The organism is Roseimaritima multifibrata (genome assembly GCF_007741495.1).
GTDB lineage: Bacteria > Planctomycetota > Planctomycetia > Pirellulales > Pirellulaceae > Roseimaritima > Roseimaritima multifibrata.
Genome location: NZ_CP036262.1, coordinates 1915990 through 1941434, shown reverse-complemented (window position 1 = coordinate 1941434; position 25445 = coordinate 1915990). Strand labels below are relative to the sequence as shown.

The following is a 25445-nucleotide window of genomic DNA, read 5'->3' as shown; positions in this document are numbered from 1 at the left end:
TCTCGGCTCGCCAATGTTTTCCAGCGCGGTACAATGACCAGCTCTGTTTCTATCTTTTCAATTGTGTTGTTCGATGCTTGATTTGAATTCCGATTCGTCCGATGGCCTTTTCAGCTCTGTCCCAGAAGCGGTCGATGCGATTCGCAATGGCGAAGTCGTTATCGTGGTCGATGCGGAAGACCGGGAAAACGAAGGGGATTTCATCTGCGCCGCCGAAAAAGCAACACCGGAAGCGATCAACTTCATGCTTTCGGGCCGCGGCCAATTATGCGTTTCGGTACTGCCCGAAGTGTGCCGACGCCTGGAATTAGTCCCGGTCGCCTCGCAAAACGATGCCCCCCTGCATACGGCGTTTATGACGCCAATCGATATCCGCTCAGCGAAAACGGGGATCACCGCATCCGAACGAGCTCAAACGATCCGCCAAATGGCCAACCCGGAAGCGGCTGTTGCCGATTTCGTGCGGCCCGGACATGTCTTTCCGTTGCTCGCCAAAGAGGGCGGAGTCCTACGCAGGGCAGGGCACACGGAAGCGGCCGTTGACCTAGCGAGGATGGCGGGGCTGACGTCCGCCGGTTGCCTTTGCGAAATCCTTGATTCCAACGGTGAACGGGCGACTCGCGACACCCTTCGCGAAATCGCAGCCAAAAATGATCTAAAAATCATCAGCATCGAACAACTGATCGCTCACCGACGCGTCAGTGAGAAATTGGTCCAACGAGCCGCCGAAGCCAAACTGCCGACTCGATACGGCAATTTTACGATCATCGTCTACGACGTGGACTACGAAGCCCAGGAACCGATCGCTTTGATCACCGGCGACCTAACCGCCGACGGGCCTCCGCCGCTGGTTCGAATGCATAGCAGTTGCTTCACCGGTGATTTAATCGAATCGCTGCGTTGCGACTGTGGCGACCAATTGGAAATGGCATTGCAAATGATCAGCGCCGAAGGGCGTGGCGCGTTGATCTACCTGCCTCAGGAAGGACGTGGCATCGGGCTGGCACAAAAAATTCGCGCCTACCACCTCCAAGATCAAGGCCTTGATACGGTCGAAGCCAACCATGCGCTCGGTTTCAAAGCCGACATCCGCGACTACGGCGTCGGCCTACAGATCCTAAAAGACCTGGGACTAAGCGAAATCCGCTTGCTGACCAATAACCCGAAAAAGACCGAAGCCTTCAATCTGAGAGGTTTCGATCTGAAGGTCGTGGATCAGGTCCCAATCCTGCCGACCGCAAACGAGCACAACGCAAAGTACCTGCAAACCAAGCGGGAAAAAATGGGACACAAGATCCCCGAGAACTAAGCGATAGATCCGTGTTTCTCAGCAGAGCGGATTTAGCGTAGTGGGGGACATGCGATTTATTAGTTGGCGGTTTCCGGGCGGCCTGCAGCGGTTTAACAAAAGACCAATATCCCGACCCCCTGCGTAAGTTTTGATGTCGCGATTTTTAGCGTTGGCTGCTTTGCTTCCGCCGGGGCAAGCAGGCTGTCGATTTAGTTGGCGAAGCAGGCGAGTTAGATTTTGAGCACCCTCAAAATCACGTCGTTTTTTCGATTGTATCTCCAGCGATTTTCTAGCCGGTCTATTTCGCCTACGTTTTTCGCACGCAGTCGTGTAGGCCGGATCGAGGAGCGACAGCGACAAAGCTCCGGCAAATGATAAATCAAAAGTGGCTGCCGGAGCGGTATCGCTGTCGCTCTTTGATCCGGCCTACTTGGCTTTCATCATTCTCTGCCAGAGTACGGAAATCAGGACGGTTGAGCACAGCAATCACCTCAATAACGCAACATCAAAATGCGTAAGCGAGGAATAGCGGCCAGTCGCGTAGGCCGGATCGAGGAGCGACAGCGACAAAGCTCCGGCAAATGATGAATCAAAAGTGGCTGCCGGAGCGGTATCGCTGTCGCTCTTTGATCCGGCCTACTTGGCTTTCATCATTCTCTGCCACAGTACGGAAATCAGGACGGCTGAGCACAGCAATCACCTCAATAACGCAACATCAAAATGCGTAAGCGAGGAATAGCGGCTAGTCGTGTAGGCCGGATCGAGGAGCGACAGCGACAAAGCTCCGGCAAATGATGAATCAAAAGTGGCTGCCGGAGCGGTATCGCTGTCGCTCTTTGATCCGGCCTACTTGGCTTTCATCATTCTCTGCCAGAGTACGGAAATCAGGACGGCTGAGCACAGCAATCACCTCAATAACACAACATCAAAATGCCTAAGCGAGGAATAGCGGCCAGTCGTGTAGGCCGGATCGAGGAGCGACAGCGACAAAGCTCCGGCAAATGATGAATCAAAAGTGGCTGCCGGAGCGGTATCGCTGTCGCTCTTTGATCCGGCCTACTTGGCTTTCATCATTCTCTGCCAGAGTACGGAAATCAGGACGGTTGAGCACAGCAATTACCTCGATAACGCAACATCAAAATGCGTAAGCGAGGAATAGCGGCTAGTCGTGTAGGCCGGATCGAGGAGCAATAGCGACAAAGCTCCGGCAAATGATGAATCAAAAGTGGCTGCCGGAGCGGTATCGCTGTCGCTCTTTGATCCGGCCTACTTGGCTTTCATCATTCTCTGCCAGAGTACGGAAATCAGGACGGCTGAGCACAGCAATCACCTCAATAACGCAACATCAAAATGCGTAAGCGAGGAATAGCGGCCAGTCGCGTAGGCCGGATCGAGGAGCGACAGCGACAAAGCTCCGGCAAATGATGAATCAAAAGTGGCTGCCGGAGCGGTATCGCTGTCGCTCTTGGATCCGGCCTACTTGGCTTTCATCATTCTCTGCCAGAGTACGGAAATCAGGACGGTTGAGCACAGCAATCACCTCGATAACGCAACATCAAAATGCGTAAGCGAGGAATAGCGACCAGTCGTGTAGGCCGGATCGAGGAGCAATAGCGACAAAGCTCCGGCAAATGATGAATCAAAAGTGACTGCCGGAGCGGTATCGCTGTCGCTCTTTGATCCGGCCTACTTGGCTCAGCAAACCGTGCAGGCATGCCCGCGACTGGATTCGACCAGCCTAACGCTTGCTCCAGCGAGTCATATTTTGCTTTGCACCATAATGCAATGCCCAGTGACGATTGTTACCCGCTCCGAAGTAACCATACGAATAGGGCACTTTGGTTTGCTGAATGGTATTGGCCTGCGGCACCGTAGCCCGTGGATTCGTCACGTATGCGTTCTCTTCCTGCAGAAGATGCTTGTGATACGCGTGCTTTAACTTGTGCTGACCTGGATAACACTGGTGCTTTGCCGTCGGGTCTTGCCAGCCATCCGGACGTGCCGGAGCGTGCTCACGAAGAACCAAGTGAGGCACCCTGCGTGGCGCCGTCGGCCCGTCCGCCGTCAGCCAATCATTCGGTTCGGTTAGCACCACGTACGGCTGACCAGCACCTTGAGGAGCATGAGCTCCCAGCGGAACGGGCTGTGGAGCCTGAGCCACGACCGTGGCTGCCAATAAACAGCCGCCGAGGAATCCAACGCAAAGGCGCAAAGCGGGCATCGGTGAGGACTCCACAAAAACGGAGAGGATCGAAAGGTAAAACCAAGAGAACCAGCCACGCTGCTTCTCTAACCTTCCTTATCGGCACAACCTCCCACCCGGTCCAGTGGAAACGATAATTCCGTTTCGCATGACTGGGTAAGCGGGTCTCCGCGTCCGGACGGTTCCCTATCCCGAAAAACGGCCACAAAAAACGGAACCGAATCGCCAGCACCATCTAAATCTATTGCCGCAGGGCCTCAAGCACCCGTGCGAACGGCACATGGTTACAGACGCCGTAGTGTGGGTCTCTGGTCAGTCGCTTCGAAACAAATTTGGGTGAACTAAGGCCACAGAGGAACCGAGCCTGGGCGCGAGGATCGGAAAGCAAATCGGGATGTTCATCAACAATCCTGGCAATCGCGTCGGAAGCGCTGCTGCCGATTCCCTGTGCCTGGGAGACGGGCAGCGCTAACGGACCTTCCCCCAGACACGCAGAACAGCGGCCACAATCCTCCTCTAGCGTTTCTCCAAAATGCTCTGAAAGCGTTCGCGCCTGGCAAACCTGAGCGGTAGCAAGGTCCAGCACTTGACCCAACCGACCAATTTCACTTTCCTCCCGCTGCTGCAAACGTTCGTAGTAGCGATCCGCAAGCGCTTCGGGATCTTCGATCGGTTTCAACTTGCTATATCCATGGACCAAATCAGAAACGCGGACCTCCATCCACCCGCGTTCGGCCATAAAATCGACCGCTTTGACAATCCGGGCGCGATCGGTCTTCAATCGCCGTGCTGTCACCGCCAGAGGCAAACCGAACCATGTCTTACGTTTGACACTTGAAGCCAGAATCCCGGTGATAAACTCCCTTTTCTCTCCCTCAAAATGAGCCAAGATCGACTTGGACGTCACCTTGGGACGGAATTCGTAAGAATCGTATCGGGGCGATGTTCCTTTGAGGTAACCATCCAGTTCCAGATAGGTCAGCAAGGTTCGCAGGACCAACATCCGGACATCGGTTTCAGCGGAAAGTTTGTAGTGGCTAATGAAAAAGGATTCGGACTGCCCTGCGATCCGTTCGAACAGCATTCGTACCGCACCGGCGGTCGGGATATCGCCATAGGTGAAATTCTCCAAAACGATCCGGTCCTCTGGCACCAGCAACATTTCGCAGATCGAATCACTACCGTCGCGTCCTGCCCGGCCAATCTCCTGGGCATATGCTTCCAGTGACTTAGACGGATTGTAATGGTAGACATAACGGATGTTCGCTTTGTCGATCCCCATCCCAAAGGCGATCGTGGCGACAACGATTCCATCGTCGGACTCAAGAAACTGTTGTTGAATACGCGTCCGATCGGCGGTATCCATCCCCGCGTGGTACGCCGTCGCATTCAATCCATCTTGGCTTAGTTTCTCAGCGATCTCCTCAGCCGCCTTTTGCACGGTGACATAGACCAACGTCGGGCCTCGTTCGCGCCCGCGAATCCGTTCCAACAACACAGGGTAATGCTGTTCGCTAGGCAGCACGTTGCTTCGCAATTGTAAATTTGGACGATAGAACGGCGTTCGAACGGCATCCACGTCTTTGATTTCAAACGCGTTTTGGATATCAGACAGCACCTCCGGAGTCGCGGTCGCCGTCAATGCCAAGACCAGCGGGATCTCCATTTCCTTCGTCAGTTCCGCCAATTTCAGATAATCGGGACGGAAATTATGCCCCCACTGACTAATGCAGTGGGCTTCGTCGATTGCGAACAAAGAAATTTTAAGCGTTTCCAATGTGGCGCGAAATCGCTCGTTGAAAAACCGCTCCGGTGCAACATAAAGGATCTTCGTTTGCCCGCTGCGAATCCCTTCCATCGTCTGCCGCCATTCCTCCTGGGACAACGATGAATCCAATCGTGCTGCCGAGATGCCTCGGGCCTGCAGGGCGTCACATTGGTCCTTCATCAAGGCGATCAAAGGAGAGACAACCACGGTGGTGTCCGGAAACAACTGGCTTGGCAGTTGATAGCAAAGTGATTTTCCTCCTCCCGTCGGGAAGACGGCCGCCGCACTCCTTCCCGCAAGCAAAGATTCGATAACCTTCTGTTGTCCCGGTTTAAAATCCGAGAGTCCAAAGCGATCACGGAGCACCGACCGCGCACCGTCAAGCGATTCTGAAGTCTTCATTGCTACCCCTTTTTCGTTCGAGTGTTGCGCCCGAAATGGACGTTTCGATCCACTGCAGCAGCGAGGACAAGACCCCCGAACCAACGGGTCCGCAGGCTATTTCAAATTTTCGGTTCCTGCCCTGGTTACCGGATATCCGACCTGCCCCAATCCCCAATTGTGACAAAAGTCTTTTCCATCAGCTAGGCCGAACAAAACGACATTCAAAACGCGGACATCTGGCCGGCGGGAAAAGGGAATCCCGGCTGCGGCGATCGCGACTATAGTTCGTCGACGGAAGTAAAGATAACTTCCAACTGCGGAGCAAGACCTTCCCAACGATCGGCAGCGGATTCGAAGTCGACCTCCATCCAGCGAACAGGACGGTCGGGCAACACGTGGGGGCGGACCTCCGCCTCCTTGGATACCGGAATTTGGGCACTTAATCCCATGGCCAAACGATCTTCGGTTTTGGCCTGCATTAAATAATCGGCCAACTTAGCGGCAGCCACAGGATGAGGAGCATTTTTTAGAATCGCAAGCGTATTGGGAATTCGCAATGCTCCCGGCTGCCCCGGCTGTTGGTCGGGAAAAACAATAGCGACCGGCATTCCCGCATCCCGTTCGATGATCGCGTCGTCGGTATCGGTCAGGCCCCATGCCATCTGCCCCCCTGCAACCCCTAGTGCCACCTGCTTATTTCCAGAAAGGACATAGGCGTTTGCAGCGACCTTTTTGAAGAACTCGGCCGCCGCTTCAGTTCCCATCGAAACGTCAAGGATCGCGGCATGTGTTGCGGTCGTCCCGAAAAGAGGTCGAGCGATCGCACATCGGTCTTTCCACTTCGGATCGGCCAATTCTGAAACCGAATTGGGCCACTCGGATTCATCGGGAAGCAGGTCGGTATTGACGATCAAGACTCTGCCACGAGCCGCAAAACCGCACCAGGTTTTGTCGCTTGCCTGCATCGAAGGAGGCCAATCGGAACCGACTTTCCAGTCATGAGGCTGCAACAATCCTTTTTTTTGCAAGCGTACGGTATGCAGGATTTCATTGTTCCAGAACAGATCGCAGACAGGCGCCTCCTGCTCGGCCAGGATCCGATTGACCAACCCAATGGTCTTGGTCGATTCCACGTCATACTTAGGAACGGGGGTGATCTGCTTATCCGTTTCGCGATGAAACGCACTAAGAATAGGCGCAGCGAATTCACGATCGAGGGCACTGTAAACAACGACCTCCCCGGCAGGTTTGGGTACACAGCCAAAGACCATGACTGCCGAAAAGATGCAACATCCCCAAAAAGCACGTCGACTCAACATAGCGGTTCACTCCTACGCGAATCGCAATGCGGTCTACCGCGCGATTCGATCAAGCCAAGATTTCGTGAACGACTTCCCCATGCACATCGGTCAAACGGAAGGGGCGACCGTTGTGCATATAGGTCAGGCGTTCATGGTCCATTCCTAATAAATGCAACAGCGTGGCGTGCCAATCGTGCATGTGCACCTTTCCCTGGATCGCATGATGCCCAAACGGATCGGTCTGCCCATGACTAAAGCCAGCTTTGACGCCGCCACCAGCCAGAAAGATCGTAAATCCATAGGGATTATGGTCACGCCCTGTTCCATTAGCTTGAGCATACGGGGTACGCCCAAATTCGCCACCCCACCAGACCAAAGTGTCTTCAAGCAGCCCCCGTTGTTTCAAGTCAGCAAGCAGGCCTGCGACCGGTTTATCGGTATTAAAGGCATGGGTCTGATGCCGTTCGATATTGGAGTGCTGATCCCACCGAGGGTTGTTGGTGTTGTCTCCATAATTGACCTGGATGTAACGGACTCCCGCTTCCGCCATCCGCCTGGCCATCAGACATTGCCGGCCAAAATCGTCGGTTCCCTTTTCGCCGATCCCGTACATTTTCTGAACATGTTCGGGTTCCTGTGAAATGTCCAGCGTGTCCGGAGCATTTTGCTGCATCCGCCAAGCCAGCTCGTAGGACTGAATAACCGCATCCAGTTCATCCGCCCCTGGCTGGCCGGCTAACTGCAGGCGATTTAGTTGCCTCAGTTGTTCAAATTGCTGACGCTGATCGTCCGCCGCAAGAATATGATTTTGCAGGTTCCGGATCTTCGCTTGTTCGGCGGAAACGCCGGCTCGGCCCACAGCCGTCCCTTGCAGATGCGCGGGCAAAAAGGCGTTGCTGTAGTTTCGCGGGCCACCATTGCCCATCGAGGGCTGGATGGTCACAAACCCCGGCAGGTTTTCGTTTTCACTTCCCAGACCATACAGCACCCATGACCCGACAGATGGGCGGATCAAGTTAATCGATCCCGTATGCAGAAACAATGTTGAAGGACCATGGGCAACCCCGTCGGTATGCATCCCCTTTAAGAAGCAAAGGTCATCCACGTGCTTTGCGATTTCGGGAAACAACTCAGACACCGACTGCCCACATTCCCCGTGCTGTTTGAATTTCCAAGGAGACCGAAAGACACGATGTTTGGTTATCTTTTTTGTTTTGGCGAGGACTCTGGCATCGTCAAACACATGCGATTCGCCGTCCTTCTTTTCCAAAAGAGGTTTGTAGTCGAACGTATCGACATGGCTGGGCCCACCCTGCATAAAAACAAAGATCACTCGCTTGGCACGCGCGGCAAAATGAGGCAACTGAGGGGCAAGCGGATTCAGCGGTCCGCCGCCTGCCTGCAGTTTTGCCAAAGCCTCGGGATTGGCTTGAGCTTGCTGGTTGGCCAATGCGGCGGCCGACAGGAATCCAAATCCACAGCCGAGTGATTTCAAGGCGTGACGTCGGGATAGCGAGTTCGTCAGCATCATGGTTCCCTGGGGCTACTGGAGATATCGAAAATCGACACTCTGGAAAAGCAAATGGTACAAACTTGTCCAACGATCAAGACTCTTTTCATCGTCGCTGGCTTGTTCCCCATCGATTGCGTCGACAAGCGGTTCGCCCATCAATAACATCTCCGCATCGCTTGGGGAACGTCCGAGGACTTGCCGAAACGCTTGATCGATACGTTGCTCGGTTGCCGAAGGTCCCGACTGCAACAGGTTTTCAGCCGCCAAACGTGATTGCTCAATTACAAACGGATGGTTCATTAACAACAACGCTTGAGAGGCGATTGTGCTTTCGTTGCGAGCCCCCGTCTGAATGTTTGGATCGGGGAAATCGAAGACCTCGAACATCTCCGGAAGAGTATTGCGAAAGACCGGTACATAAACGCTGCGTCGCGGACTTTCGAATCGATACCCATATTCGGAAGACGTGCCTGGTTTCATATTTTTGCCGCCATAAGTCAAATCCAACTGCCCGCTGACAGCCAACAAAGCATCGCGAATGTCGCCAGCACGCAGTCGCTTGCGATCCATCCTCCAGTGCAACCGATTATCTGGATCAATTGCAAGCTGGTCTGCACTGCGTGCAGTTCCCAGTCGGTAGACTCGAGACATTACCATTTGCCGGACCAACTGTTTGACCGACCAACCTTCGGAAATGAATTCGCTCGCCAAATAGTCAAGAAGTTCCGGATCGGTGGGCAACTGCCCCATGCTGCCAAAGTTATCAACCGTTGATACGATCCCATCTCCGAACAACCATCCCCAAATTCGGTTTACCATAACCCTCGCCGTCAAAGGATTTTGCGGATCGCCAATCCATTCAGCCAATTCGACTCGCCCACTTTGTCCCTTGGGGATTTCGGGGCAAGGCTGATCGGAAGCGACCTGCATCACACCGCGCGGGGTCAACGCCCCCTGATTGTGAACGACGCCTCGAATCGCTAGATGAATATCGCCAGCGTCCTCCCCATCGACGGCGGCCATCGCAACGGGGCGTCGTGGCAAATGTGCCTTGAGGGCATCCACAGCCGAACGCTGCCTTTTAAGGGCGGCATCCAGTTCCGTCAATTTCTTCCTCGCCATCACCAGGGCTTCGCTGGCAGGAACTTCAACGGCTTCCTGTTCCGCAACCTGCTCCTCCTGTGAAACAGGAACAAAGACCACCGCATCCCCAATCAAGACCCCACCACCTTTGGCATGATTCCAAAGCGTGACCGAGGGACCATCCGCAGGATCAAATGAATAACGTCCAAGCGAATGCAGGACTCCATCGATCTCAGGCGTTTTCCGTTGGTTGACCTCAATCAGCGTCTTGCCCCCTTGGTGTTCGATTTCCACCTGAGCTTTCCTCGTGCGTCCTGAATCGGAGTTATACGCGATTCGGACTTCGTATTCGCCAGCTTGTTTTAACTCAGGGCGAAAGCGGATACGTTTTTCGCCGAACGCGTCATTTTGGTCGTGGACATAATTCTCACCGACAAAATATTTGATGTGTGCCGATTCCATCCATTCGCCTATCAATTCAGCTTGCAGATTATCCACAACCAATCCGGTCAGCTCGTCAGGAGAAAAGCTGCGGTTTTTTCGCGGAGCGTTCTCCTCCTCAAGCGTCCCTCCCGCGGCGACCAGGGCGACCTTCGCCTCAGCGATCTGTTTGTCGATCTGAGTTAATACTTTGATCGCTTCATCCAGTTTTTTCTGCTGGACCGAGATTTCAGCTTCTTCTTCGGGGGAAACAGGAAGGGTGACCTTATTCCACTGCGAGACATTGGAATGGATCATCGCTTTTGTGCTTTTGAGGATCCCCGCCATCGCGTAGTAATCCTTCATGGGAATCGGATCAAACTTATGATCATGGCAGCGTGCACAGCCGATCGTCATTCCCAACATGCTTTTTCCAAGCGTGTCCAACTGCTCATCGACGACATCCATTTCCAGGACATCTTTATCTTGCCGTTCGTAGTTCGTCGGTCCGAGAAGCAAGAATGCCGTCGCAATCAATTGACGACGCCGGTCTTGCCAATTCTCCGCTGGCAGCAGGTCTCCGGCAATTTGCTCTTTGACAAATTGGTCGTATGGCATGTCATCGTTAAATGCGTCGATCACATAATCGCGATACCGCCAAGCGTCGGGAAACAACAGCGTCCGTCCCCCTCCACTTGATTCAGCATACCGGACGACTCCTAGCCAGTTCCGTCCCCAGCGTTCCCCATAAGCTTTCGAATTCAGCAAACGGTCCACCAAGTTGCCATAGGCATCCGGCGATTCATCCTGCAAGAACTGTTCGACTTCTACTGCCGAAGGTGGCAAGCCCGTCAGATCAAAGCTAACGCGTCGCAACAGGGCCTCACGCGAAGCATCCGGTACCGGCTGGATTCCTGCAGCAAGATGCCCTCGGCGGATGAACCGGTCGATTGGGGTCGCAGACCATTGGTCCGAATCATCAGCAGGCACTTCCGGATGACGCAGTGGCTGGAAGGCCCAAAACTGCCGTCCCTCTTCCACGCTGGGCGGGCCTGTTTTCTCATTGCGGTTATCGCCGTCGCCTTCACTAGCATTCACTGTTCGAGGGTCGGGGGCTCCTAAGCGGATCCATTCGCGAAAAGCTTCGATCGTCTCTTTCGGTAGAATTCCTTTGGGAGGCATTTCAAGCCCGGAATCTTCGTATTCGATTGCGGTCAGCAACAGACTTGCAGCGGGCATCCCGGCAACAATCGCTTCCCCGGTATCGCCTCCTTCCTTCCATCCTTCCGCGGCGTCCAAACGAAGCCCCCCTTGTTGCTTTTCGGCGCCGTGGCATCGGATGCAATGTTCAATCAATGCTGGACGAATCTTACTTTCAAAGATCTCCATCCCCACAGCCGACGAGCGCTCAGATTTGTCCGCTGCAACGACTGGGCTGGAACAAGCCACAATCCAAGCTGCGTTCAAGGCAAAAGTAATGCAACCCAAAGAGGTTCGAAACGGAGCGGATGGAAAGAACATCGCGAAACTCGGTCGAATGAAAGCGTTTTAAAGCGTTCGAACCTAAACCGGACGGCAGGTTCGAGGACCTACCCTTCAACTGAAGGGAGGCCTGACGCCCATAGCGGCGACTTGGCGGGAACAGGTGTGCCCCCATCGTACACGACTTTCACCCACAGGTGGTACCGAAAAAGTAGCCAGCAAGACCAGAAACTCAGACGACGCAGACCGTTATTCACTTTGGTGCCATGTTAACGGCTTATCTGCGTTGACCAACGACACGCGCAGCCTGCACTGTCGCTTTGCAAGACACACCGCACGGGCAAGGCAGAAGGGACTGCGCCTCGTTCACGTCGGGTTACCCATTTCATGGCAGCGATCACAACGCATGACGCGCCGCAACATCCAGTACACACACCGCTTCCCCAATCACAAAGTACTTTGGTGTCGCTTACATCGACCGTCGAACCGAACCGTCGAACCGAACCGTTAAACCGAACTGGCGGAGCAGGTAGCCGCGTGGTGAAATCTGCAGAATGCAAGAAAGAAAAACCGGCGACTTTGGCTTCCTGCCAAAGACGCACGGATCCGTTGTCTCCTCATCTCGACAATTATCCCATGCGTCCTGGCATTAACGGATGATCGGAAATGTGTTCAATGCGATGGGGGGGCAAAGCACGAACGGCGGTGACAACCTGCGTGATTCTGCCGCGAGAGAAAGATTTGTCAAGCATTTTGACAAATTCGATCTCGCATTTTTTGACAGGTGACGAACTTTAACTAATGATTCCTGGAGTTGTTGAGCAAGAAAAGTTTTTTAACGTCTACGGAAACTTCAATGCTATCGACTTCGTAACAAAGACAACGCCTCCGCAACCTGCACAATGATGGTCTACAATGCCACTCGGTGGCCTCTGCCATCTTGTGATCGACTCCGAATTGAACCGCGAGTCCGCGTTGCATTCCCCTGATCTGGCTTATCATTGGTAAATGGCAATTGACTCGTACACTCCTGAATTGGAAATGACGCATCTACCTCTGACTGCCGCTACCGATCCAACGGTTCAGTGGAGCGATGCCTACGTCCAACAATGCCAGAACTTACTGGGGCCTGCGGTTTGCCGTGAACTTGGCATCTTTGCGCTGCCCGATGGATTCATACTTTCGGTAATCGTTCCCGTTTACAACGAGGCGGAAACGATCGCTGCGGTTGTTTCACGCTTGAACCAAACGGGCTTGCCACTTGAAATCATTCTCGTCGACGACGGCAGTGAAGACGGGAGTGCGGATGTCTTGGATCGATTGGCAGGCGAAGGCTTGGCTCGTGTGATCCATCACGCCAAGAACCGTGGCAAAGGTGCCGCCGTGCGAACCGGTTTGCAAGCCGCCACGGGCGTCTACGTCGTGATTCAAGATGCCGACTTAGAGTATGATCCGGAAGACTTTCGACGACTGTTGCAACCATTGGTTGCGGACGAAGCGGACGTGGTTTACGGGTCGCGTTATGGAGGCGTCGACAAACAGGTATCGGGATGGTGGCATCAAACGGGCAATGGAGTCATCACACGGTTGATGAACATGGCCATCGGTTTGAAACTAAGCGACGTCGAAACCTGTTACAAAATGGCTCGCCGTGACGCGTGGCAACAAATTGCACCGAGGCTTCGAGAGAATCGATTTGGTATCGAAATCGAAGCAACGGCCTACCTCTCAAGACTCCAACTACGTTTCGCCGAAAGAAGCATCCGCTACCGTCCGCGTTGGTATGACGAAGGCAAGAAGATCGGCTGGAAAGATGGAGTCCGAGCGATCTGGTGCATTTTTTATTACGGCCTCTTGCGACGCGGGTAAACGTACCGGTCTGTGCAGTTGAATAGCATGGCGGCCCGGCAACTTCTTCTTCGCAAAAAGGCCGGACGGCTTGCGCCGTTCCGCTAAAAGAATGGGTGCCTCCAAATTCCTAGCGGCAGGGCGCGCGTCCTCCGGCCCAGGAACCACTTCTTCGCAAAAGGGCCGGACGGCTTGCGCCGTTCCGCTAAGAGAATGCGTGCCCCAAATTCCTAGCGGCAGGGCGCGAGCCCTCCGGCCCAGGAACCACTTCTTCGCAAAAGGGCCGGACGGCTTGCGCCGTTCCGCTAAGAGAATGCGTGCCTCCAAATTCCTAGCGGCAGGGCGCGCGTCCTCCGGCCCAGGAATCACTTCTTCGCAAAAAGGCCGGACGGCTTGCGCCGTTCCGCTAAGAGAATGCGTGCCCCAAATTCCTAGCGGCAGGGCGCGAGCCCTCCGGCCCAGGAACCACTTCTTCGCAAAAGGGCCGGACGGCTTGCGCCGTTCCACTAAGAAGTAGCTTCTTCATACGCTTTGTATTCATGCCGTCACGGCATCGGTTGCACGCGGTACAATGACGTTGCGACGTAACGTTACCGCGCATCCCAAAATGCACATTACGAATCTCTTGCGAAATTTCGTTTTCGGTTTGGACTGAGGTTCGCAGCGCTAAAGGAATTTGAATTGCCGATCGCACACGCTCCCTCAAGCACCGCGGAAATCGACGAATCACTGACTCGACTGGCAAGCGGTGCGAAGATATTGACCACCATGTCGATTCGAGACCGAATAGGTTTGATCGAACAGTGTATTGAGGGGATTGGCAGCGTCGCACGCGAATGGGTCGAAGCTGCCTGCGATGCCAAACAAATTCCCCGCACCAGTCCCGCCCGAACGGAAGAAGTCACCGCGGGTCCATTGGCAACCGTGCGGTTCCTGCAACTAGTCGCTCAAACGTACAAAGATTTCGAACGATACGGGGCCCCTCGATTGCCCGGCACGGTTCACCGTGTTGCCGATCAATGTCGAATCCAAGTCTTCCCGACGCCGCTCCTGTACGATTCGCTACTCTTTCGCCCAATGACCGCCGAAACGTGGCTGCATCCTGACGTTCAAGCAGACGCCGTAACTTCCGCAAGCACTGCTAAACTCTTTGGCGAGAAACGTGATCCACAAATCGTGGCCGTCCTGGGCGCTGGCAACGTGTCGTCGATTCCGGCTACCGATGCGTTAACCAAAATCTTTATCGAAGACAATGTCGTTGCCCTCAAGATGAATCCGGTCAACGAGTACCTTGGTCCGATCTTCGAAAAAGGACTGACTCCCTTATTCCAAGCCAATCTGCTTCAATTGGTCTACGGTGCAGTCGATGCAGGAAGAGACCTGATCGAAAATTCGCAAACGAACAGCGTGCATATCACCGGATCGATTGCCTCACACGACAACATTGTCTGGGGAACCGGTGAGGATCGCGAGCAACGGCGGCGCGAAAATCGCCCAGTGTTGAACAAAACAATCACAAGCGAACTCGGTAACGTCTCACCATGGGCAGTGCTGCCGGGACGATACACGGACGCGGAACTACGCTCGCAAGTCGAACTGATCGCAACTTCGATCACGAATAACGTTTCGTTCAACTGCATTGGCACGAAGGTCATCCTTACCTCCCGCAACTGGCCGCAACGATCGCAATTTCATCAACTGCTTGACGATTTACTTCATTCAATTCCCCAACGGTATGCCTACTACCCTGGCGCCGCGGAACGATTTGTGAAGTTTACCGGCAGTGAAGTCAAGAATACCGAACAGCTCCCCTGGACCCTTCTCAAGGATATCAATCCGCAGGAGGCTCCCTATCTGTTGCAAGAGGAATCGTTCACTCCGGTCTGTGCGGAACTGGTGCTGGATGCCGATTCCGAACTTAGTTTTCTGCAACAATCCGTCGACGTCATGAACGACCAAATATGGGGAACCTTAGCGGCCAGTTTGACCGTGACCGATGCCTTCCAACAATCGCATGCGGATGCCTTGGATGCCGCGTTGCAAAAGCTTCGATTTGGCACGATTGGGATCAATCAATGGACGGCGTTATCGTTCGCGTTAATGTCACCGCCATGGGGCGGGTACCCAAGTTCCAATCTGCAAGATGCACAAAGCGGAATCGGTTTTGTGCACAACACTTATTTGCTGGACCGGCCTCAGAAAACCATCTTGCGTGGGCCGCTTCAAACCAAACCAAAACCGATCTGGAATTCAACTCACCGCCATCCAGAACGAGTCACTTGGGATCTGTTCGACCTCTACCGATCTCCCTCGCTGCTCAAACTCCCAAAGCTTTCCCTCAGCTCGTTTACCGGATAAGCCTTCCGCTCGAGCCAAGGCTCCAGGAAGGGAGATGAAGTGCATCACTTATGTAGTGGACGAGGCAACGAGTCCCGCATTGCAGGACTCGTTGCCTCGTCCACTACGTCAATTAATGCTACGGCTTTGCTACGGCGCCGGCTGGACGAACTGAACGGTTGCCTCGCCCTGATTGTCTGCAAGTTCGCTGGGATCGTCGCCGATTCGGAAATAGAGCCAACTATCTTGCTTGGCGACAATGCTTGCCCGGCTTCCGACTTTCTCGACTTGCAGTGGTCGAACGACTCCATTCTCACCGTCGGCGATCGGAACCAACGCAGCCAAGACCATTCCCAGCGGGTGGCCGCGGTGGTAGCGAACGGTGACGCCTGGCGGTTCGCAGATCCAGGGGCGTGGCTGATTTCCTAGCGAGTACCGGCCGGTAGCTTTGACTTGAATTTCCGCCCCTGCAGGAATCTTCACTCCGGCAGAATGCCAACCACGGTTCGCGGCGACTTTCATCGTCCGAACGCTTCCCGTCCAGTCTAGATCGGGCGTCTTCCAGTCGGCTCGATTTCGTGCGATGTCGTAACCATAATCAAAGTCCTCCATCAGCAATTGCCAGCGGGTGCGGAGCGCGGGCCATTCCGATTCAAGGTCCCCGCGAAAGGCCGACGCGAAACCTGGCGAACGATCCGCTACACGCTTTGAAGCGGCGGTTAGAGCGCTGCGGTATTCCGGATACATCGTCATCAAAACGGCTGCGGACCAGCTCCACACATACGGTTCGACTTCGGCGTAGAGCGCGTTGCGTTGCCCAAGAATCGTCTCGATCGCAGGAACGACATGCTCGTCCCTTCTTTGGTTGATAATTTTGAAGCGTCCCCAGTAGGGTGCTGCTTCCCGGCTGGCGGGAATAATCGGGACACGAATCGTGCCGGCCGATCCCGTGTGGGTTGCCATCATCTCAGCCGTCCCCTCGGCGAACCACGAAGGGCCTGTCCCGCCAAAGACATGCTCGGCAAACCCGTGAAAGGATTCATGCAAAACAAGGTGCCGCGTGAAATAGTCCGAGGGCTGCACAATCGCCCACGCCTCTTTGCCACTTTGAAACCCGTGTGGAAAATCGGGAAGGCTACGAGGGATCAGGCCCGCCTGACGAAACCTTGGCAGATCTTTAATCAAGTAGAGCGTCAACTGCCAGCCATCCACGCAGCTGGCCGGCTGTTTCCAAAATCGAATCCACTGCGGGACCGCGGCATCGACCGATTGCGGCAGACTGTCCGTTGCCGGGCTGGACGGAAGATCGGTGACGATTTTTATCCAGCGTCCCTGCAATGTACGCAGTTCCTCTGCCGTCGCCACGCCACAACTGAAACCAAGTGACACGCACCAGACGATGAACGTCAGACATTTCGAATTCATCATCGGTGGAGCTCCTTGGGAATCTTAGTTACGCAGTCCCCAGCACGGTTTGGATCGCAGCCACCAGGGCGGTCGCATCCTCTCCATTGTATTCGACTTCCTCAGCCGTTTTATTCTGCAGATCCTTTACCTGGCAGACTCCGCTTGAGAGTTCATTCCCTCCGGCGATCAAAGCGATCCGAAAGCCCTTGCTGTCGGCGTACTTTAATTGCGCCCCCAGTTTTCTGCTTTCAGGATAAAATTCAACGCCGATGCCGCTGGCTCGCAGTAGCGTCGCCATCTTGATGTAGGCGGAAGAAGAGTCTTTATCAAAATAGGGGATGAACACGGGCGCTGGCGTTTTCACTTCAGGCAGCAGATTCAATTGTTCCATCGCGGCCAGCAAACGATCCAGACCGAGGGACGCTCCCACGCCCGGGAGCGACTGCTTGCTATAGGTCGAAACCAAGTTGTCATAGCGACCGCCACTACAAACGCTGCCGATTTTTGGCAGGTCGTCAAGGAAGGTTTCGAAAATGACTCCGGTATAATAATCCAGGCCTCGCGCGATCGAAACGTCCAACTGAAGCCGACTAGCAGGAACTCCTGCAGCGTCCGCGCCCTCGAAGATTTGTTGCAAACGCAAGATTCCAGCGGTTGCGGTCGGGCCGTCGCCAATGACCGCAGGCAGTTGCTCCAAAATTTCGGCAGGGGTTCCGGTGCACTCCGTCAATTTAAGCACTTTGAGTGCCTGATCGGCGGTGACGCCTGCAGCGGATTCCATTTCGGCCGCTGTTTTTTCAGGACCGATTTTCGCCAGTTTGTCCAGCGAACGGAGAATGGGGACCGACTGTTCAACAAGGCCAAGGCTTTCCAACAACCCGGTCAGGATTTGGCGATTGTTGATGTGAATTTTAAAACCATCAAAGCCCAGTGATTCCATCAAGTCATTGATGATCAACAAGGTTTCAATATCGGCAACAACACTCTCGCTGCCAATACAGTCAAAATCGCACTGCACAAATTCACGATAGCGGCCGGCCTGCGTGTTTTCGCCTCGCCAAACGGGGGCTAAATGGTATCGCTTAAAAGGCGTCCCCAATTGGTTGATGTACTGGGCGGCAAACCGAGCCAGCGGAACGGTCAGGTCAAACCGCAGTCCCACTTCACGTCCACCATGGTCGGTAAACCGGTAGAGCTGCCGATCGGTTTCGTCACTCCCTTTGCCCGTCAGGATTTCCAGATACTCCAAAGCCGGAGTATCGATCGGAGCAAACCCGTAACGTCGAAAGACGGTGCGGGCAGTTTGCATGGCCTGTTCGCGAGGAATCATTACCTGAGGCAAATAGTCGCGAAAACCTTTCAGCGTACGGGGAGTGATCATATCGACGGATTCGCCGTAAGTGGATTGGGGAAGTAATAGAAGTTGGAGAATGGGCTAGGCCAGAGGCAAGGCGGTCGGCCTGGGACTACGGAACCCTTGGCCGGAATCGGGGCCAAAGCGAGCGTCGCAGTATTCTGCAATTTGCTCGGGGGATTCGAAATACTTTTCGTAGACCCAGTCATCCTCATATTCACAATTGTCGGTGGTGTAATCCCGACAGATTTGTGGGCGAGTTTCATAGATTCCGCACCGATTATCGGCCTGCAAGTGCTTGCAGGTCGTGTGGACAAGCAGGTACCAGTCCCCTCCGTCCACGAAAACACTCGCGCGATCATGCAGCAAATACCAGCGGATAAAGTCAAAATCCCGGCGGGAATCTGGGACATCGATCGGGAGGGCAAAATACTGACAACATTTGGCCGTACAGTGTTCACACAGGCTTTCCCCCACTGGGACCTGTGAACGGCGTGGCTTGCCCGCGCCGGGGCGGAGTTTCGTGATCGTCATTGTGTTGTTTGCTCCCAATCCGATAACTTATCGCAGTCATCCGATTTTACTTTATAGTTTCGCTGCGAAGGCTAGCACAGCCGACAGCGATCGAACAGGGTTGAACCACTCCATGGAAGTCGTCATCACCGCACTTGGCCCCGACAATGCTGGCCTGGCCGATCCGATCATCCATTATCTGACCGGTCAAGGAGCACGGATTTCAGAAATCCAAATGGACGACCATGATGAAGAGCAGCTATTTGCGATGCTCTGCCGAGCCGATTTTGATCCACAGCATACCACCTACGAGCAAATTCGCTCGGCGATGCGACAGATCGGCGAACATAAAAAGCTAGCGATCCGGGTCTGGAGCCGCGATGCACGAGAAGGAAAACCCCGTATTGCCCTCTGCGGGACCTATGTGTCGCACACCCCCAGGGCCGTCCTGGAAAACGTCCGAAGTGGGCGGATCGACGCCGAGATTTCGGTGATGATCAGCAACCGCAAAAAATTGCAGGCTCTGGCGGAAGAATACAACGTTCCGTTCCGCTTAATCGGCGACAGCGAAGGGGCGGCCGATGATGCGGCCATGGTCGATGCTCTGGATGAATTTGACGTCGACTACGTCGTCCTAGCACGTTACATGCGTGTCCTCCCGGCCAGCACCTGCTGGCAATTTGCCGGTGGGCGAATCATCAACCTGCACCACGGCTTATTGCCCGGCTTCCCCGGTTTTCGTCCCTACCACGACGCCAATGCCGTCCGCATGCTGACCTACGGGGCGACATGCCATTTCATCATTCCGGAACTGGACGCGGGAAATCAGATCATCAACCAACGGACTTTCTCCGTAAATCCAGGTACTCCGCTACCGCAAATCATTGCTCAAGGCGAAACCGAAAACGAACCAATCTGTTTGGCCGAAGGAGTCCGCCGTGTCGTCGACCGCGAAATCGCATTGCACTTCCATCGAGTCGTCGCCCGATAAAGAGAACGAGCGACGCCAAACTCCTAGCGGCAGAGCGCGAGCCCTCCGGCCCGGAAACCAACGCTCGCAAAAGGGCCGGACGGCTCGCGCCGTTCCGCTAAGATTTATGCGGCAGGGCGGATGTCACCGGTCAAATCGCATCGAGCGCACGCCGAATCGCTGCAAAGACAGAGCCCCAGTCACCGGTGGTTGTTTGCCGAAAGAGTCGCATGCTGGGATACCAGTGCGTCGTTTCTGCCTTCAGGCCCCAACGCCAGTCGGGAACTTTTCCCAGAACCACCCAGACCGGCACGTTCAACGCACCGGCAAGGTGGGCGGTGGAAGTGTCTGTCGTGATCACTAGATCCATCTGACAGAGGATCGCGGCCGTATCGAGAAAAGCTCCGCCCGTCTGGTCGATGCTGTCCGGCAGCCGTTGAATTCGATCGGCAAAATCGCACTCCGACAATTGTTCGCTTCCTACCCCATGCTGCAGGCTGAACCAATCGCAATTCGAACTTTCAATCAAGGGAGCAAATTCCTGAAGCGGAACCGAACGGTAGATATCCGCGTGATGGTTCGGATTCCCTTGCCAGCAGATCCCGATCCGCTTGGACGCCTCATTCGATCGTGCCGGAAGATTCTGATTCCAGTACTCCAACAGAGAATCGCTGACCGACAAATAGGGCGTAACCGCCGGGTCGGGTTTCACTGGGAGCGATCGCACGTGGTCGGCAGCTTCAATTAACGAAGCCTGAAAATCGACATTTGCGGGGATCATTCCGCTAGGACAAACTTGGTCAATTCCCGGAGCCGAGGAGAGCAGGGGAACCATTTTCGATTCGCACCCCAGCACGGTCCGCGCACCGAGCGAACGAAGTTGCTTGGCCATACGGACGAAATGGATCGCATCCCCCAGTCCCTGCTCAGGATATAGAAAGATTGACTTACCCTCCAAAGGCTCTCCCTGCCATAAAGGAGCCGCGGACGCTGGGCGTTGCAGGCCGGGCATTTGCCAACGCCAACGATATTCCTCCCAGCCCTTCGCCTCGTCCCCCAGCAACAGATAGATCACTCCTAGATTGCGATGGAGTTCCGGTTCCTGTGGCGACAACTGCAACCCTTTTTCATACCACTGCAGTCCCCGCTCGACGTCTCCGTTCCAGATCCACAGGGTTCCTCGATTCTTAAAGGGACTGAGGTAATCTGGTTGCTGCTGAATCGCCGTTGCGAAGCAAGCGTCCGCTTCCTCGATCTGATTCAACATCCGCAGAGAATTGCCAAGATTATTCCAACCGATCGGAAACTGCGGCTGGATCTTCAATGCGGCTCGGTAAGACGCCACCGATTCTTCGAACCGATGCTGGTCAAAGAGGGCGATGCCCAAGTAGACATGTGCCTCCGCGCTCCCCGGGGCCTGCGCAAGGATCTGTCGATATATCGATTCGGCTGCAGCAAGTTTCCCCTGTTGATGGAGTTTCCAAGCGTGCTGCAAGACTTCGCGAATGGTTGCCAACAGTTTTTCCTAGGTCATTTCCAAACCGGTCATCGTGCTGGTTCCCGAGGCGAACTGATCCATTGGCAACCCCATCCGCTGCAGCAAGCTGACGTACAGATTGGGCAATGGATAGTTATTCTTTTGATCAAAAGCCAAGTGCTGACCATGACGGAAACGGCCACCGCCCAGTAGGACTGGCATATTGCGAGTGTCGTGGTTCGACGCGTTGCCGAGATTGCTGGTCAGGATCACCGAAGTGTTATTCAACAGATTCCCTTCCGCATCTTCGACCGACGCGAGGTCACGCAGAAACTGTCCCCAGGTGGCCACAATTTCCGTTTCGATCAACGTCAACTGCTCTAGCTTCTTTTCGTCTTTGCCGTGATGGCTTAAGGCATGGTATCCCTCTTCGACTCCGGCGATCGGCAACACGCCGCCCGATCCTCCGAGGTGGTAACTGATAAAGCGAGTCGAATCGGTCTGCAACGCCAACCGAATCATGTCGCTCATCAATTTCTGCCGACCGATGAAATCATTGGAATTCCCAATATCGACCGGTCGCTTACGATCGACCGTGGGTTTCGGACGCTTTGCCCACGCCTCCGATTTTGCCAGTCGGACTTCCAGATCACGAACGCTAGAGAAGTATTGGTCCAATCGTCGCTTGTCACCGGCGCCCAACTGCCTGTTCAATTGCTTCGCGTCCGACGCGACCAAGTCCATGATGCTTCGTCCATGCCGAACGCGTCGGACTCGCTGCGCTTTTTCATCTTTGGCATCGTCGATGAACAGTTTTGCAAAGACGGCCGACGGCGAAGTCTCCGCGGGAATCATCGCCCCGTTTTCGGTGTATGAGGGGCTATTGCTGCCCGCACTACCAACCACCAACGAAGGGTAGCGAGTCGCATCTCCAAGATGTTTCGCCATCAACTGATCGATCGAAATCGAATTGCGTGCTCCCCCGGTCCCACCGGCAGGGTTTGCGGTCAGCAAACTGGCCTCGGCAAGGTGGCCCCCTTTCACACCGGGGTGCGAGGAACCGGAGATCACCGTAAAGGAGTCACGGATGTCATCAATCTTTTTTAAGTACTGCGAAGGCTTGTAATCGCGTCCCGCTTCCTCGGGGTTCAATTCACTTGCCAACAATCCCAAACCGAGCGTCATCGAAACGAATCGTTGAGGTGCCAACGGAGCCGAGCCCTTTGCGCCAGCAGTTGCCTTTTCCATCGCCGATAGCCAAGGCACGGCAACCGATACCCCTGCACCACGCAATAGGGTTCGACGCGGCAATTTCTTCATTGCTAAAAAAGACATCTGTATTCCCCTTTATCGAGATTTGTAATCGATTCTACTTATTCAGAAACAGGTCGCTGGTGATCGTGCGATAGAACAGTGTCCGCATCCCGTAATCGGAATCGGCACAGTCTTTCACGATTTTGCGAACCTCTGGCCGATCTGCAAATTCAATCGGAGCCCCCGTCGCATAGGCGATCCAGTGGTGCACCAAATTGGTCGCCAACCGATCGGGATTGGCCAGGACATGATCCTGAAATCCGGATAAATCATCAAACCCTTCGCCACTGGTCCAGTGGTAACTGGGATCAATTTCCGGCCCCTTCTTCTTCGCATTCCCTAGCTGCCCATAGTGTTTCCGCCATTGTCCCGCGGGATCAAAATTCTCCAACGCAAATCCAGGAGGGTCAATTTTGACATGGCAACTGGCACAAGAACTATCAGCAAGGTGCTTGTTCAACATGTCACGGATCGATTTGGCTCCGCGAATGTCCGGTTCAATCGCAGCGACGCTTTGGGGCGGAGGCGGAATCGGTTGCCCTAGAATCCGCTCTGAAATCCAAACACCTCGAATCACTGGAGACGTGGTCGTCCCATTTGCAGACACCTTCAACAAAGCGCCCTGAGTGATCAAACCACCTCGCGGCGATGCTGGATCGAGCGACACGGCGCGGATTTCGTCGCCGGAAACACCTTCCACGTCGTAATATCGAGCAAGCCGACTGTTCAGATAGGTTTTCGGAGCTTTAACCAAGTAGGCTGCTGGTTCATCCGCACGCAGCATTTCGGTCAAAAACTGCACGGTCTCTTCGACCATTGCCTCTTTGACAACGCGATCAAATTCACGAAACAGACGTCGATCGGGTTGAGTATCGTCAATCAAAGCAAGATCAAGCCACTGGGCGGCAAAGTCACGCATAAACCGTTCGTCGGCACCGTCGCTAAGCAGGCGATCGACTTCGCTGCGCAGGATTTTATTGTCGGCCAACCGACCCTCTGCGGCCAGATTGCGGAGCCGATCGTCCGGCGGTGAAGCGGTCAGAAAATAGCTCAACCGGTTCGCCAGATCATGCCCTGCCAAACGCCCAGGCGGTTCGTGAAAATACAGAAAATGAGGCGAGCAGAGGAGGGCTCGATAGCTTCGCCGAAGAGTACTTAGCAGGGGTTCGCCAGCGGCCAAGTCCGCCTTTGCCGCATCGATGTAGTGCTTGATTTCGCCGGAGGTGACATCACGCCGGAAAGCACGCGTGGCAAATCGATGCACCAGTTCCTCAACGGACGCAACCGGATCTTTGGCCACCAATTCCACTTCACTTGCTTTCGAATCGCCTGATGATTTGCGGTTCTTCGCATCCTTTGATTTTTTCGAATCCTGGCTCTTCGCGGTTCGTCGAAGTTTCAGGTCGCCCCACAGCAGATTGGCGATTCCTTTGTCGTCGGGCCCATAGTGAATCCGCTCCATCAAGATGGAGTGAATGGCAAGACCAGCGACGTTCTGTGGCTCACCTTCACCCGTTCCAATTTGCCCGCCACCAAAGGAAGCCGATTTCAATGTCCTGTCTGCTGGACGGATCTCTAACATATGGCCTTTAGGAAGCCAGCCCTCGAAAGTCCACTCCTGAGGTTCATTGGTTACTTCAAAACTGCCAACCGAGGCTAGCAGCGGAGCACTTGAAACACACAGCCCACTTCGCACAGAACACCAGACGCCATGATCCTTCGGTTGATTCAGCGCCGACGCACGAATTTTAAAACGGTACCAGCCATCGGACCGAGCCTTCGTGGCGGGAGTCCGCCCATAAAAGATGACTCCTCCCATCCAGACAACGGCTGCATCGTTAAGAAGTTCGGGTTCCCGACAACGTCGTTTGGGATTTTCTCGTACGATATCCTTCACCGACAAATCACGACGTACGTCTTCCTCTTCGCCGAGCGCGCGGGAAAAAGCTTCGTCAAGGGATTTATCGACAATCTGAAGGTGTTGTTCCAATTGGAAATGGGAAATCACTTGGCCATCGGCAACGGTCGAAAAACCATCGGTCCGCGGCTCGTCAGGCAAGCGAGCTGCCAGTGGAATATCGATCCCAAGGACTTGGTGCAACGAGCGTTCCAGCTGTAGGTTCGTCAGGCGACGCCCTTGGACTCGGCCGACATGATTAATATGAGCTTGCTGATTCGCCCGCAGCCATCTTTCCGTCTGCTGCTCAAAAACCGCCTGGGCTTGCGTGTCGACTTCGCCGTAATCAGCAGGGGGCATTTCTCCATCATGGACACGGTCAAAGACGCGCACCCAGCGGTCCATATTCCGCAAAGTCAGCCCCGCTTCGAATTCGCCAAGGTCGAAACCACCTTCGCCATCTTTGCCGTCGTGGCAATCAAGGCAATTATCGTTAAGAAATGCACGAATGGTCGGAGGCACAGCCACGGCCGGTTCTGCCGATTCCGCGACCGAACAGGGTGCAAACGAAATCACGACAAAGGCAAACAATGCCGCACTCAAACAGGAAAACGCGATGCGAATGCGAAGCAAATCCATAGAAGCCATTAGAAAAATGAAGGCAGGAAAGGGAGGCGGGCAGACTCATTATAGTGTTTTCAACACGGATAACGAGGATCGGACTCGGAAACAGCCCAAAAACCAAGCGTGAACCGATCGATCGTGTGGTCTAAGGACTATCTACCGCACGCCCTCGCCCCCCAACTCGCGACCTCGAACACGCAAAAAAGGGGAGAGGCAAGAGAATAGTCTTCCCTTCCGGGCGCCACCGATCGAATTTGCC

At 54.5% G+C, this 25445-nt stretch carries 16 protein-coding genes; 4 read left to right on the top strand and 12 right to left on the bottom strand.

Annotation, left to right across the window (positions count from 1 at the left end; translation table 11 throughout):
• The first annotated feature begins 73 nt into the window (after window positions 1–73).
• A complete protein-coding gene (ribA, locus tag FF011L_RS07125) occupies window positions 74–1309 on the top strand; it encodes a GTP cyclohydrolase II (protein WP_145350959.1) in 1236 nt (411 codons plus the stop codon).
• Window positions 1310–3029: 1720 nt separating this feature from the next.
• On the opposite strand, the gene FF011L_RS07120 is transcribed toward ribA, so the two are convergent.
• The 6 genes from FF011L_RS07120 to FF011L_RS27000 all read right to left on the bottom strand — a co-directional run bounded on the left by FF011L_RS07120 (window position 3030) and on the right by FF011L_RS27000 (window position 12197).
• The gene (locus FF011L_RS07120) at window positions 3030–3512 is read right to left on the bottom strand and encodes a hypothetical protein (RefSeq protein ID WP_145350958.1); all 483 of its coding nucleotides are present in this window, start codon (window positions 3510–3512) and stop codon (window positions 3030–3032) included.
• Window positions 3513–3735: 223 nt separating this feature from the next.
• Window positions 3736–5664, bottom strand: coding sequence for a RecQ family ATP-dependent DNA helicase (locus FF011L_RS07115; protein ID WP_145350957.1), 1929 nt, complete (start codon window positions 5662–5664; stop codon window positions 3736–3738).
• A 260-nt stretch (window positions 5665–5924) separates the two neighbouring features.
• On the bottom strand, window positions 5925–6965 hold the full coding sequence (locus FF011L_RS07110) for an extracellular solute-binding protein (RefSeq protein WP_145350956.1): 1041 nt from the start codon (window positions 6963–6965) through the stop codon (window positions 5925–5927).
• 49 nt (window positions 6966–7014) lie between these two features.
• Entirely contained in the window at window positions 7015–8478 is a 1464-nt protein-coding gene (locus FF011L_RS07105; RefSeq protein ID WP_315851703.1) for a DUF1501 domain-containing protein, read from the bottom strand.
• Between the two features lie 12 nt (window positions 8479–8490).
• Window positions 8491–11352 carry a DUF1553 domain-containing protein gene (locus FF011L_RS07100; RefSeq protein WP_218933064.1) on the bottom strand — a complete coding sequence of 954 codons (2862 nt, stop codon included), beginning with the start codon at window positions 11350–11352 and terminating at the stop codon, window positions 8491–8493.
• Window positions 11353–12074: 722 nt separating this feature from the next.
• A complete protein-coding gene (locus FF011L_RS27000) occupies window positions 12075–12197 on the bottom strand; it encodes a hypothetical protein (protein WP_261342560.1) in 123 nt (40 codons plus the stop codon).
• Window positions 12198–12486: 289 nt separating this feature from the next.
• Here FF011L_RS27000 and FF011L_RS07095 point away from each other — a divergent pair, with 289 nt between their 5' ends.
• The gene (locus FF011L_RS07095; RefSeq protein ID WP_246109785.1) at window positions 12487–13314 is read left to right on the top strand and encodes a glycosyltransferase family 2 protein; all 828 of its coding nucleotides are present in this window, start codon (window positions 12487–12489) and stop codon (window positions 13312–13314) included.
• Window positions 13315–13974: 660 nt separating this feature from the next.
• On the top strand, window positions 13975–15651 hold the full coding sequence (locus FF011L_RS07090) for an aldehyde dehydrogenase family protein (protein WP_145350953.1): 1677 nt from the start codon (window positions 13975–13977) through the stop codon (window positions 15649–15651).
• Window positions 15652–15780: 129 nt separating this feature from the next.
• Here the strand turns inward: FF011L_RS07090 and FF011L_RS07085 are convergent, their stop codons facing one another.
• Genes FF011L_RS07085 through FF011L_RS07075 form a run of 3 tightly spaced genes read right to left on the bottom strand, consistent with a single transcriptional unit; the run spans window position 15781 to window position 18925 of the window.
• Window positions 15781–17058, bottom strand: a complete 1278-nt coding sequence (locus tag FF011L_RS07085; protein ID WP_145350952.1) for a hypothetical protein — start codon at window positions 17056–17058, stop codon at window positions 15781–15783.
• 25 nt (window positions 17059–17083) lie between these two features.
• Complete coding sequence (hisS, locus tag FF011L_RS07080; protein WP_145350951.1) at window positions 17084–18418, bottom strand: histidine--tRNA ligase; 1335 nt, start codon at window positions 18416–18418, stop codon at window positions 17084–17086.
• A 54-nt stretch (window positions 18419–18472) separates the two neighbouring features.
• Window positions 18473–18925, bottom strand: a complete 453-nt coding sequence (locus FF011L_RS07075) for a YkgJ family cysteine cluster protein (RefSeq protein WP_145350950.1) — start codon at window positions 18923–18925, stop codon at window positions 18473–18475.
• A 112-nt stretch (window positions 18926–19037) separates the two neighbouring features.
• Here FF011L_RS07075 and FF011L_RS07070 point away from each other — a divergent pair, with 112 nt between their 5' ends.
• Entirely contained in the window at window positions 19038–19895 is an 858-nt protein-coding gene (locus FF011L_RS07070) for a formyltransferase family protein (RefSeq protein ID WP_145350949.1), read from the top strand.
• Between the two features lie 130 nt (window positions 19896–20025).
• Here FF011L_RS07070 and FF011L_RS07065 read toward each other — a convergent pair whose 3' ends face one another.
• Genes FF011L_RS07065 through FF011L_RS07055 form a run of 3 tightly spaced genes read right to left on the bottom strand, consistent with a single transcriptional unit; the run spans window position 20026 to window position 25201 of the window.
• Window positions 20026–21390: a tetratricopeptide repeat protein gene (locus FF011L_RS07065; protein ID WP_145350948.1), complete on the bottom strand. Its 1365-nt coding sequence runs from the start codon at window positions 21388–21390 to the stop codon at window positions 20026–20028.
• A gap of 9 nt (window positions 21391–21399) precedes the next feature.
• Complete coding sequence (locus FF011L_RS07060; protein ID WP_145350947.1) at window positions 21400–22686, bottom strand: DUF1552 domain-containing protein; 1287 nt, start codon at window positions 22684–22686, stop codon at window positions 21400–21402.
• Between the two features lie 34 nt (window positions 22687–22720).
• Complete coding sequence (locus FF011L_RS07055; RefSeq protein ID WP_145350946.1) at window positions 22721–25201, bottom strand: DUF1592 domain-containing protein; 2481 nt, start codon at window positions 25199–25201, stop codon at window positions 22721–22723.
• Window positions 25202–25445: the final 244 nt, after the last annotated feature.

What these genes read in the sequence shown, in the direction of transcription:
- ribA (WP_145350959.1), top strand. Translation starts at nt 74, where the DNA reads ATGCTTGATTTGAATTCCGATTCGTCCGATGGCCTTTTCAGCTCTGTC.
- FF011L_RS07120 (WP_145350958.1), bottom strand. Translation starts at nt 3,512, where the DNA reads ATGCCCGCTTTGCGCCTTTGCGTTGGATTCCTCGGCGGCTGTTTATTG.
- FF011L_RS07115 (WP_145350957.1), bottom strand. Translation starts at nt 5,664, where the DNA reads ATGAAGACTTCAGAATCGCTTGACGGTGCGCGGTCGGTGCTCCGTGAT.
- FF011L_RS07110 (WP_145350956.1), bottom strand. Translation starts at nt 6,965, where the DNA reads ATGTTGAGTCGACGTGCTTTTTGGGGATGTTGCATCTTTTCGGCAGTC.
- FF011L_RS07105 (WP_315851703.1), bottom strand. Translation starts at nt 8,478, where the DNA reads ATGATGCTGACGAACTCGCTATCCCGACGTCACGCCTTGAAATCACTC.
- FF011L_RS07100 (WP_218933064.1), bottom strand. Translation starts at nt 11,352, where the DNA reads ATGGAGATCTTTGAAAGTAAGATTCGTCCAGCATTGATTGAACATTGC.
- FF011L_RS27000 (WP_261342560.1), bottom strand. Translation starts at nt 12,197, where the DNA reads ATGCTTGACAAATCTTTCTCTCGCGGCAGAATCACGCAGGTTGTCACC.
- FF011L_RS07095 (WP_246109785.1), top strand. Translation starts at nt 12,487, where the DNA reads ATGACGCATCTACCTCTGACTGCCGCTACCGATCCAACGGTTCAGTGG.
- FF011L_RS07085 (WP_145350952.1), bottom strand. Translation starts at nt 17,058, where the DNA reads ATGATGAATTCGAAATGTCTGACGTTCATCGTCTGGTGCGTGTCACTT.
- hisS (WP_145350951.1), bottom strand. Translation starts at nt 18,418, where the DNA reads ATGATCACTCCCCGTACGCTGAAAGGTTTTCGCGACTATTTGCCTCAG.
- FF011L_RS07075 (WP_145350950.1), bottom strand. Translation starts at nt 18,925, where the DNA reads ATGACGATCACGAAACTCCGCCCCGGCGCGGGCAAGCCACGCCGTTCA.
- FF011L_RS07070 (WP_145350949.1), top strand. Translation starts at nt 19,038, where the DNA reads ATGGAAGTCGTCATCACCGCACTTGGCCCCGACAATGCTGGCCTGGCC.
- FF011L_RS07060 (WP_145350947.1), bottom strand. Translation starts at nt 22,686, where the DNA reads ATGTCTTTTTTAGCAATGAAGAAATTGCCGCGTCGAACCCTATTGCGT.
- FF011L_RS07055 (WP_145350946.1), bottom strand. Translation starts at nt 25,201, where the DNA reads ATGGATTTGCTTCGCATTCGCATCGCGTTTTCCTGTTTGAGTGCGGCA.